This window comes from Novosphingobium sp. FSW06-99 (assembly GCF_001519065.1).
Lineage (GTDB): Bacteria > Pseudomonadota > Alphaproteobacteria > Sphingomonadales > Sphingomonadaceae > Novosphingobium.
This window is the reverse complement of the sequence record NZ_KQ954262.1, coordinates 37,239-47,600: the sequence shown is the minus strand read 5'-3', so window position 1 is coordinate 47,600 and position 10,362 is coordinate 37,239. Positions and strand designations below refer to the sequence as shown.

The window sequence follows — 10,362 nt, the reverse complement described above, 5'->3', positions numbered from 1 at the left end:
GGGTAGCGGACAATCCGTCCGGGTCGCAGGGAAAACCAGGAAGCAGGAGTTTCGGGACATGGGGGCTACATATTCGGCCGCACGCAAGGCGGCATGGTTGCTCGCAGGGGCCGCACTGGTGCCGTTCGCGGCAACATCGGCGATGGCGCAGTCTGCCGACAGCAGTCCGGCCACGGGCGAGGCCGCGACGGCCAATACGTCGGGCGAAATCGTGGTGACCGCACAAAAACGGTCGGAAAGCATCCAGCACGTGCCGATCAGCATCCAGGCGCTGGGCGCGGCCACGCTGGAACAGCATCAGGTCACCTCGTTCGACGATTACGCCAAGCAATTGCCCAGCGTGTCGTTCCAGTCGTTCGGTCCGGGGCAGAGCCAGTTGTTTTTCCGGGGCATCACCTCGGGCGGCGACGGTCTGGCATTTGGCGCGCTGCCGACCAGCGGCGTCTATCTCGACGAAATCCCGGTTACCACGATCGGCGCGCTGCTGGATATCCATGTCTATGACATGGCGCGGGTCGAGGCCCTGTCTGGCCCGCAGGGCACGCTGTTCGGCGCCAGTTCGCTGTCGGGCACGTTGCGGATGATCACCAACAAGCCGGTGCTCGACAAAGTCGAGGGCAGTTTCGACGTGACCGTCGACAAATATGGCAAGGGCGATGCCGGTGCCACCGTCGAAGGCATGATCAACCTGCCGCTGGCCAAGGATGTGGCCGTGCGCATTGTCGGGTTCTACGACCACGAAGGCGGCTATATCAACAACACCTATGCGACGCGGACGTATCCGAACTATTACGATGATGCCAACGGCAATCTGCAAAGCGCGCCCTATACCGCCAACAACAGCGCCTATGTGAAGAACCATTACAACGACGTCACGACGTATGGCGGGCGCGTGGCCCTGGACATCGAGCTGGAAAACGGCTGGAAGATCAGCCCGCAAGTGATTGCCCAGCACATGCATAGCAACGGCACGTTCCTTTACGATCCGGCCGATGGCGATCTGACGGTGCACGATTTTACGCCCGAATACGATATCGACCAGTGGCTGCAGGCTGGGTTGACGATCGAAGGCAAAGTCGGGGACTGGGATCTGCTCTATTCGGGCGGTTTCATGGCGCGCAAGATCCTGACGGCGGCGGACTACAGCTATTACACTGTGGCCTATTCGCAGCATAACGGGACGACCGTGGGTGGGTATGCCGGGTACACGCGGTTCACCGACGCGAACGGCAACCAGCTCAACCCGACGCAGCAGTTCAGCTCTTCGCAAAAACTGACCAAGCATACCGAAGAAGTGCGTTTGAACTCTCCCGGATCATCCGCGCTGCGGTTGACGACGGGCCTGTTCTATCAGGAACAGACCAATCACAACGTCAACAACTATGCCGTTCCCGGCGCCGCGACCGCCAATTTCACCGGCTATGCCAACGGCGTGAACGTCTATGGCGATGATCTGTTTCTGACCAACGCCTATATCACCGATCGCGACTTTGCCGCTTATGCGCAGGGCAACTATGACATTACCTCGCACCTGACGCTGACGGCGGGCCTGCGCGGATTTATCTATACCAACACGCTGGTCGGGTTCTCGGGGTATCCCTTCTACGTGCCGCCCAATTCGACCTGCACGTTCCCGCTGGCGACGCTGGATTCGTGCAATTTCAACAACAAGCGGTCGCATGATTCGGGCGAGACGCACAAAGTCAACCTGACCTGGCAAGTCGATACCGACCACATGGTCTATGCGACCTATTCGACCGGGTTTCGCCCGGGCGGCAACAATCGCGATCAGGGCGCAGGGATCGGCACGATCTACAAGCCGGACAAACTGAACAATTTCGAACTGGGTTGGAAAACCAGTTGGTTCGATCACCTGCTTCGCTGGAACGGCGCAGCCTATTATGAAAAGTGGAACGATCTGCAATATGCCGAACAGGCGGCGGGCGCGGGCATCACCAATATCCAGAATGTCGGTGGCGCGCGCGTCTATGGTGTGGAAAGCGATCTGCAACTGCGGCCTGCCAAAGGGCTGACGATCACCGCGACGGGCGCCTATAACGATGCGGCGCTCACCACCAATTTCGGCAACCCCGGCAAAGGCAACTATGCGCCTGCGGGAACCCGCCTGCCGGTGCAGCCACGGTTCAAGATGTCGGCCACCACGCGCTATGAATTCCCGGTCGGATCGGTCGATGCGTTTGTTCAGGGTTCGATGAACACCCAGAGCAATTCGACCAGCCTGCTCGGCGTGGGCGATGATGCGGTGTTCGGCAACAGCCCGGGCTTTACCACGGCGGATTTCTCGGTGGGCGGCAAGAAGGGCAATTATACCTTCCAGTTGTTCATCCAGAACGCCTTTGATGAACGCGGATCGCTGTCGCACAACGCGCAGATCTCCCCGGCCGACTTTGAAAACACGTTCCCGGCCGGATCGAGCCCCGCGCATTATTCGCGCACCTATCCGATCAAGCCGCAATATTTCGGTCTGAAAGTCGGCACCAAGTTCTGATAAAAAAGGGGGGCGAAAGCCCCCCTTCTTCATGTGCCGCCGCGCCGAAGCGGGCGAGCGGCTGCGTTCGACGTCCGATATCGACACCCGTTTGCATCCGACGGGTCCCGATCCGATCAGAATTCGGCGCTGAAACCGAATGTAAAGGTCCGCCCGCTCTTGGTGTAGACTTCGGTCCGGTTGGCGTTGAGGTCAACCGACTGGACGATCGGTTCGTTGGTCAGGTTGATCGCTTCGGCAATCAGCCGCATGCGGGGCCGGATGTTGTAATGCGCCTGAAAATCAACGTTGTTGGTACCGCGATAGCCATCGCCGCTGTTGTTGATATCGGTCCCGGCGCCCGTCAGATAGCCGCTGCGATAGGCATCTGAAATGCGCGCGCCCCACACCAAATTCTCATAATACAACGTCGCGTTGGCGGCCCATTTTGAAAGGTTGTATAGCGGCAGTACTTTGGGCACGCCGCTGTAGAACACGGTCTGTGCACCATCGAACCAGGTGCCATTGGCGACCACGCCAAAATGCTTGAGTGCGCCGGGCAGGAAATTGAAATCATGCTGAAGGGCTGCTTCCAGACCTTTGATGTTGGCGCCCGGGCCGTTGATCGGCTGGGTTACCGTGAACACCGTACTGGCATCCTCGCCCTGCACCAGCAGCGACAGCGGAAGGCCGGTCTGGCCATACGGTACATTGGTCGTGGCCGAGGTGATGAAGCTGTCCATGTGCTTGAAGAAAAACCCGAGCGACGCAAACCCGTGGTGATCCATGTAATATTCGACCGATCCTTCGACCGAGGTCGCCATGTACGGCCGCAGATAGGGATTGCCCAGGCTGAGGCTGCCGCCATTCGGGCGCGTGGTGATCGAACCCGCTGCGGCAAGATCGGCCAAAGCCGGACGATTGACATCGCGACTTGCGCTCAGGCGCGCGACGACCTCCTTGCTGACATCGAGCGCCACGTTTGCGGCCGGCAGAAAGGCGTGGCTGTCGGTGCCGATCGCAACCGGTTCATACCCGCCACCCGTCGCAAGATGGCCTGATGAGGTCAGATCGGTCGAATAATAGCGCAAGCCTGCGTTGGCGCGCAGGCGCATGCCTGCAAGCATCGTATCGAGATCGACCTGCATGTAACTGGCCCAGGTCTGTTCATCGATCTTGTAATCGCTGCCCGCCTGAAGATAGGCCGGCGAAAGGTTGGTCGGATCGCCGATATAGTTGTATACCCCGTTGACGTTGCCAACGGTATATTGCAGCAAGGTCTGCGTTCCAACACCCTGCTTCAGATTGTTTGGAACGACGGTATCTGTGGGAACATTGTGAAACACTTTGTTCACCCAGGTATAGCCACTATTGATAAAGTGCTTGAACTCCCCGCCGACCTTGAATGTTAGAACGTCGGTAAGGCGATAGTCGAGGTCGATCTTGCCATTGGCATATTGGCTGGAAATCTTGTTCTGCTGCACGTCCAGCCGCTGAAGATTCCAGTTGTTCGGGTCGGTCAGGTTGGCGCCATAGGTGTTGACTGGGACCGTCGGGCGATCGTCAAAGCTGAAGGCGGTGTTCTTCAATTCGAGAAACACTTTGTCGAACACCGGCTGCCCGAAATCCGATTCCTCGTAACCGCCAAGCGCGTGCACCGTCAGTCGATCGGACACGTTCCAACTGGCATTGGCCACGCCCTGGTAGAAATCGGTATGATTGACAATGATATGGTGTTCCGAACGCAGATCGATGCCGGTGTAGCTTGCCGCACGCAAGGTATCGGTGCTGTCGACGACCGCCGACTGGATGACTTGCGTGCCGCTGATCGGGGTTCCTGTCAGCGCGTTGCTGCCGGCACTGGCAAGCGCATAGTCATCGCGGTGATCGGCCAGGCGACCGTAGAGCAGATCGACGTCGAGCTTGAAATCGTTGCCGGGGTGGTACTGCAGCGACGTGGTCAGCCCCAGGCGATGGCGATCGGTATACCAGCTCGACGGCGATTCCGCCTGCGGGGCATAGACCCCGTTGATCAGCGCGTTGCGCGTCGTGCTGTCGATGTTGGGGCTGATGTTGGCGGGGTTATACTTGACCAGACCCCAGCCCCAGTTGCGATAGCCAAATTCCACACTCTTGATTTCGCTGTAGGCAACCGACACCAGCGCGGCGAAATCTCCCCAGCGGTGCGACACCAGCGCGGCGACGCGCGGGGTCACGCCCGATGCATATTCATTGGTCTGGCCTTTGGCGGAGATGACCAATTTGTCACCGGCATCGAACGCCTTGGCGCTGGTCAATTGGACTGTGCCGGCAATGCCGCCTTCATCTTGTTCGGCCGAAAAGGATTTCTGAACCGCCACCCGGTTGAACAGTTCCGAGGCGAACAGGCTGTAATCGAACGACCGAGTGCGGCTTACCCCGCCCCGATTGTCCATGCCCGATGCGGTGTTGCCCAGCACTTCCATGCCGTTCAACTGCGTGCGCGTGAAGTCTGCACCAAGACCCCGCAACGCGATCTGTCGGCCTTCACCGGTGTCGCGCGTGATGGTGATGCCGGGAATGCGTTGCAACGATTCGGCCAGGTTCAGGTCTGGAAAGGCGGCGATATCGGTTGCCAGAATATCGTCTTCGGCGCCCACGGCGTGACGCTTCAGCGCCTGCGCGGCATCGATGCTCTGGCGATAGCCCGAAACGATGATATCGTCGGGGCGGTTGGCATTGCTGATGTCGGGCAGCGGGGCCGAACCGGATTCCAGTTGACTGCTGACCGCGGGCGCAGCGCGGTCTGGCCGCCGTGTTGCGGGCTTCAGCACCGCGACATCGCCGTCGAACGTTGCGGTCAGCCTGGTTCCGCGCAGCAACATGTCGATCGCATCGCGTGCGCTCATGCTCCCGTGAACGCCACCACTCGTCTGGCCGTTCAACGCATATGGCGCAACCACGACCTGCACACCCGACACTTTCGAGAATTTCGAGATGGCGCTGCGCAAATCGGATGCATCGATGTCAAAGCGGATCGCGCGGGCTGTGCCTGCCTCGGCCGGATGAGCCTGCGCCCAAACCGGTGTCAACACGGCCAGGGTCGTGGCCAAAGTGATGAACGATTTGCCCCTAAGTCGTTTCATGATGTCCTCCGAGTGGACGTAATTGCCCCACGAACGGAAGACGGTGCGCATCCAAAATCAGGACAAAATAATTTTGTTTCAATAAGATGTCATAATTTTTGCAGTTACATGACGCCTGGCTTCAGCACGATCTTGCCGCCTTGCTCTACCGCTGCAAAGCCATAGGCGGGCCCGATCGCGCGCAACAGGTGCGGGGCATTGTCCAGTTTGAAGCGCCCGGCCAGCATCAGCCCGGCGAGCTTTGGCGGTGGCGAATTGATGATCGGGCCGCCGCTGCGGTTGAGCGCATCAACCAGATCTTCCAGGCGGATTCCATCGGTATCCAGCCATTTGTGTCGCCAGTCCTGTTGCGTGGGATCAAACCGTGTCGGCGCGAGGGCCGTGTTTCCGGCAAAGCGCGATTGCCAGCCGGCGGCCACATCCACGCTGCCGTTCGCCCCGCCAAAACGCACCAGACCGCGATAGACCTGAATTTTAACTTCGTGCCGCGCGACATTGATATCGAACGCGGTGCCCAGCACGCGGGTTTGCGAGCCTGCGGCGGAAATCACGCATGGCCGTTTCGGATCGTGCGCAATGTCGAAATAGGCCTCACCACGTTGCAAGACGATGTCCCGCTCCGGGCCGCCCAGGGTAACGTCGACCGCGGTCGCACCGTTCAGCTCCAGCTTTGATCCGTCGGCTAGTGCGACTTCGCGCTGTTGGCCCGGTTGCGTCTGATAATGCAACGTTGGCGCGCGTGCGGGCGCGAGGATCCTGGCCTGCCAGGCGCCGAGACCGATTGCCAGCACCAGCGCGCACGTTGCGCCGGTTGCGAGATGCCGGCGCCGTGCCGCACGCATTGCGCGCACATCCTCGTCAGACAAGCGACCGAGCGCGGCGACTTCGGCCAGGGCCTCGGCGAGCGCGGGATCGTGCCGTGTCGCATAGGCATCGGCGGCAATCGAAGCGCTGTCCGATGCCGGGCGCTCAACGGCAGCATGTTCGGGCCGCCCCATCATCGCCGTGCTCCCGGCGGCAGTCCGCGTCGTTCGAGCGCTGCGCGCAGATCGGCGAGCGCGCGCGTGCAATGCTTGTCGACCGCCGCTCGGCTCAACCCAAGATCGCTGGCGATCGTTGCGGCGGGAATGTCATCGAGTTGGCGGCGCAGGAATACCTCGCGCCGCAGCGGGGGCATCGTTTTCATCGCGCGCACCAATATTGCCACGCGCTGGCGATAGTCGAGCACTTCTTCGGCCAATGGCCGGGTACAGGCAAGTGTCTCGTCAATGGGTTCGGACTGCGGCGCATTCCTGCGGCGACGAAAATGATCGAGGATCAGGTTTCGCGCCACGGCAAAGCAGAATGCGCCGACATTTTCGATGGGCCGGGTGCGTCGGTAGTCGACAAAGCGAAGATATGTTTCCTGCACGATATCGTCGCTGTCGTCGCGATGACCAAGCCGACCGCCGACGTACCGCTGTAACGCCGCGCGCAATTCCTTTTCCTCGCGCCGGGCATCTCGCCGGAGCAAGATCGCCACGGAATCGTTCATTGCACCGCGCTCCATGCAGAATATCCGTGAATCCTCGCGTCGCCCGTCACCCCTGCATCGGCCGTGCCTGAGACGTTGCCCGCGATCCGGTCCGCGTTAGGAGACTTGCGTGAATCCTGCGTGACAGAATGCCGGGTGACTTCAGTGTGAAAGAATCGACGGGCAGACCCTCGCGCTCGGTACGGGCAAGGGATGGTGTCGATGCGCTTGGGTTTCCGATTGGCGACAACGGTCTTGCTCTGGTCTGCTCTTGCTGCGGCATCACCGCCGCCGCAGCTCAGCATCGGCGTGATTGCCGATGCGCAATATACCGATGAGCCAGACAGCGGCCAGCGCCTGTACCACACCGTACCGGCCAAACTCGCGGCGGCAGTTGCAGATTTCAATCGCCGCAAGCTCGCGTTCGTCGTCCATCTCGGAGACTTTATTGACCGCGACTGGGCGAGCTATGACGCCCTGCTGGCGGTTGCGCGGCGTTCGCGCCATCCTTGGCATTTTGTGCTCGGCAACCACGAATTCGCGATCGACGAAGCGCACAAACCGCTGGTCACCGCCAAGCTGGGCATGCCGGGCCGCTATTACAGCTTTGTCCGGTCAGGATGGCTGTTCATCGTCACGGATGGCAACGATCTCAGCAGTTACGAATGGCCCAAAGGCAGCGCGCAGGAGCGGGCCAGCATGGCGCTGCACGCCACACTCTATCCCGACAAACCACTATGGGACGGCGGTATCGGTGCCACGCAATTGCGCTGGATAGACCGCCAACTGGACAGCGCCGACCGTCGCGGGCTGAAGGCCATGCTGTTCTGCCACTTCCCGCTCTGGCCGGAAAATCCCCACAACTTGTGGAACGCAGACGCCGTGCGCGCGCTGCTCGAACGCCATCCGTCGGCAAAGATATGGATCGACGGGCATAACCATGATGGCAATTATGGGGAACGCGCGGGGATCCACTACGTCAACCTGAAAGCGATGCTGGACACGCCCGAGACATCGTATGCCAGGATCGATTTTTATGCCGGTCAGGTGGTCGTGCACGGCACCGGACGCCAGCAGGACCTGACTTTGATGTTGCGCTAGAGATTGGGGCCGAACCGGGCGACCAGTTCGTAGCGGTCGGCGACGAAATATTGCCGCACGCGGGTCACTGTGTCGGGCCCGCGCCAGGTGCGCCGTTCCAGCACCAGGCACGGCGCGCCGCGCGCCATGCCCAGTGCGCGGGCAATCGCGGGCGGGGCGGCGGCGGCGCTGATGCGGTTTTCCGCCTCGGTCCATGGCACATGCGCGATCAGCCACGATCCGGGCGGGGTCTGCGACAGGTCGGCGTCGGCGATGCCGGGCACCAGCGCCAGATTGACCATGCGTTCTTCGAAGGCCAGCGGCAGCTCTTCGGCAAAATGCACGCCCGTCACGCTCAGCACTTTTGCCGAAACGCCCAGCGCTTCGGCCTGGGCGCGGTCGGGCGCGGTGATCTTGCGGCTGGCGATGTCCCAGCGATAGCGTTGTCCGCGCGCGGCGATCGCGGCGGCCAGATCGGGCACGTCGAGCACCATCGATTGCGCACGCGGGCGCGCCACGAACGAACCCGCTCGCTTGCGCCGTTCCAGCATGCCAGCGCCCGCCAGCGCCGACAGCGCCTTGTTGACCGTCATCCGCGCGCAGTCATACTGCGCCATCAGCTCGGTTTCCTTCGGGATTCGGTCGCCGGGGCGCAAGTGCCCGGCCATGATGGCGCTTTCGATTTCGGCGCGGATACGTTCGTGCAACGGCACAGGCTTCATTCAAGCATTCCGGTCAGGACGGCGCGATACTGCCGGACAATTGCATCGCGCGCGTGATGGCGCCCTTGCGATACCAGTTTGACGCCATGGCGCCAGACGCAATCGATGGCGCCGCGCCCGGCGGCAAAGATCCAGCCATCGAGCAGCGCGTCGCCGCTGCGCCCGATCAGGCAGGGGTGTCCTGCATCGAGGCTGATCAGATCGGCGCTATGCCCCACCGCGATCCCCGCCGGGGCACCCAGCGCCGCCGCGCCGCCGCGCAGGCTTTGCCCGAACAGCGCCGCGCCGGTGCTGGTGCCCGGCGCCGGCGCCAGCAAGTTGCGCCCACGATAGACCAGCCGCTGGCCATATTCATAAAGCCGCAATTCCTCGCTGGCGTCGATCAGCACGTTGGAATCGCTGCCGATGCCCCAGGCGCCGCGATAGTCGCGTGCGGGAAACAGCCCGTCGCCCAGGTTGGCCTCGGTAATCGGGCACAACCCGGCGGTCGCCCCGCTGCGCGCCAGCCGGTCGGTTTCCGCAGGCGTCATGTGGGTGGCGTGGACCAGGCACCAGCGCGCATCGACCGGAGCATGGTCGAGCAGCCATTCGACCGGTCGCGCGCCGCTCCACGCCAGGCAATCGTCGACTTCGCGGGTCTGTTCGGCAATGTGGATGTGGATCGGCGCGGTCCCGGCCATGGTGGCCAGCGCGCCGATCTGGTCGGGCGTGGCCGCGCGCAACGAATGCGGCGCCAGGCCCAGTACCGCATCGGGTAGGGGCGCCAGCGCGTCTCCCGCCGCCGAGCGCAGGCGCGCAAACCGGTCAAGATCGGTCAGGAACCGGCGCTGCCCGGCATTGGGCGCCGCCCCGCCAAACCCGCCATGGGCATAGAACACCGGCAACAGCGTCAGCGCGATGCCGGTCTGCGCGGCGGCCTGGGCAATTGCCGCGCTCATCGCGGCGGGATCGGCATAGGCGTTTCCGTGCGGGTCGTGGTGCAGGTAATGGAATTCGCCGACGCGGGTGAACCCGGTTTCGAGCATTTCGATATAGGCCAGCGCGGCAATCGCGGCCAGATCGTCGGGCCCCATGCGTTCCAGAAAGCGGTACATCACTTCGCGCCAGGTCCAGAAACTGTCGTCGCTGGCGCCGCGCCGTTCGGCCAGTCCCGCCATGCCGCGCTGAAACGCGTGGCTATGCAGATTGCCAAGGCCGGGCAATGCGATCGCGACAGGCTCGTCGCCCGGTGCAGTGACTGCGTCGGTGTCGATCGCGGTAATCCGTCCCCCATCCACCGTGATGCGCACCGCGCTGTGCCAGCCATCGGACAACAGGGCCGTTGTGGCAAACAGTGTCTGGGGCATTACCGGTTTCCTTTCATCGGCCTACGGTGCAGAGAGGGGCTTGCGACGGCAAAATAATGTCTATACATATTAACAGACCGAGGCAATG

Annotated in this window: 7 protein-coding genes; 2 read left to right on the top strand and 5 right to left on the bottom strand. The window is 61.9% G+C overall.

Going from position 1 to position 10,362, the window contains the following annotated elements:
• Positions 1–58 precede the first annotated feature (58 nt).
• Positions 59–2,509 carry a TonB-dependent receptor gene (locus AQZ49_RS17855; RefSeq protein ID WP_067618913.1) on the top strand — a complete coding sequence of 817 codons (2,451 nt, stop codon included), beginning with the start codon at positions 59–61 and terminating at the stop codon, positions 2,507–2,509.
• A gap of 116 nt (positions 2,510–2,625) precedes the next feature.
• Here AQZ49_RS17855 and AQZ49_RS17850 read toward each other — a convergent pair whose 3' ends face one another.
• The 3 genes from AQZ49_RS17850 to AQZ49_RS17840 all read right to left on the bottom strand — a co-directional run bounded on the left by AQZ49_RS17850 (position 2,626) and on the right by AQZ49_RS17840 (position 7,147).
• Positions 2,626–5,613 (bottom strand): TonB-dependent receptor, encoded by a 2,988-nt coding sequence (locus AQZ49_RS17850; protein ID WP_067618912.1) that lies wholly within the window; start codon positions 5,611–5,613, stop codon positions 2,626–2,628.
• A gap of 104 nt (positions 5,614–5,717) precedes the next feature.
• Positions 5,718–6,614, bottom strand: coding sequence for a FecR family protein (locus AQZ49_RS17845; protein ID WP_082701892.1), 897 nt, complete (start codon positions 6,612–6,614; stop codon positions 5,718–5,720).
• Positions 6,611–7,147, bottom strand: a complete 537-nt coding sequence (locus AQZ49_RS17840) for an RNA polymerase sigma factor (RefSeq protein WP_067618904.1) — start codon at positions 7,145–7,147, stop codon at positions 6,611–6,613. The genes AQZ49_RS17845 and AQZ49_RS17840 overlap by 4 nt, the downstream gene beginning before the upstream one ends.
• Positions 7,148–7,348: 201 nt before the next feature.
• Between AQZ49_RS17840 and AQZ49_RS17835 the strand changes: the two genes are divergently transcribed.
• The gene (locus tag AQZ49_RS17835; protein ID WP_231739296.1) at positions 7,349–8,227 is read left to right on the top strand and encodes a metallophosphoesterase; all 879 of its coding nucleotides are present in this window, start codon (positions 7,349–7,351) and stop codon (positions 8,225–8,227) included.
• Here AQZ49_RS17835 and hutC read toward each other — a convergent pair.
• Positions 8,224–8,928 carry a histidine utilization repressor gene (gene hutC / locus AQZ49_RS17830; RefSeq protein WP_067618895.1) on the bottom strand — a complete coding sequence of 235 codons (705 nt, stop codon included), beginning with the start codon at positions 8,926–8,928 and terminating at the stop codon, positions 8,224–8,226. The two genes, AQZ49_RS17835 and hutC, sit on opposite strands and share 4 nt — an antisense overlap.
• On the bottom strand, positions 8,925–10,274 hold the full coding sequence (locus AQZ49_RS17825) for a formimidoylglutamate deiminase (protein WP_067618891.1): 1,350 nt from the start codon (positions 10,272–10,274) through the stop codon (positions 8,925–8,927). The genes hutC and AQZ49_RS17825 overlap by 4 nt, the downstream gene beginning before the upstream one ends.
• Positions 10,275–10,362: the final 88 nt, after the last annotated feature.

Bases quoted from the DNA above. Each gene is read 5' to 3' on its own strand.
- AQZ49_RS17855 (WP_067618913.1), top strand. From the start codon at position 59: ATGGGGGCTACATATTCGGCCGCACGCAAGGCGGCATGGTTGCTCGCA.
- AQZ49_RS17850 (WP_067618912.1), bottom strand. From the start codon at position 5,613: ATGAAACGACTTAGGGGCAAATCGTTCATCACTTTGGCCACGACCCTG.
- AQZ49_RS17845 (WP_082701892.1), bottom strand. From the start codon at position 6,614: ATGATGGGGCGGCCCGAACATGCTGCCGTTGAGCGCCCGGCATCGGAC.
- AQZ49_RS17840 (WP_067618904.1), bottom strand. From the start codon at position 7,147: ATGAACGATTCCGTGGCGATCTTGCTCCGGCGAGATGCCCGGCGCGAG.
- AQZ49_RS17835 (WP_231739296.1), top strand. From the start codon at position 7,349: ATGCGCTTGGGTTTCCGATTGGCGACAACGGTCTTGCTCTGGTCTGCT.
- hutC (WP_067618895.1), bottom strand. From the start codon at position 8,928: ATGAAGCCTGTGCCGTTGCACGAACGTATCCGCGCCGAAATCGAAAGC.
- AQZ49_RS17825 (WP_067618891.1), bottom strand. From the start codon at position 10,274: ATGCCCCAGACACTGTTTGCCACAACGGCCCTGTTGTCCGATGGCTGG.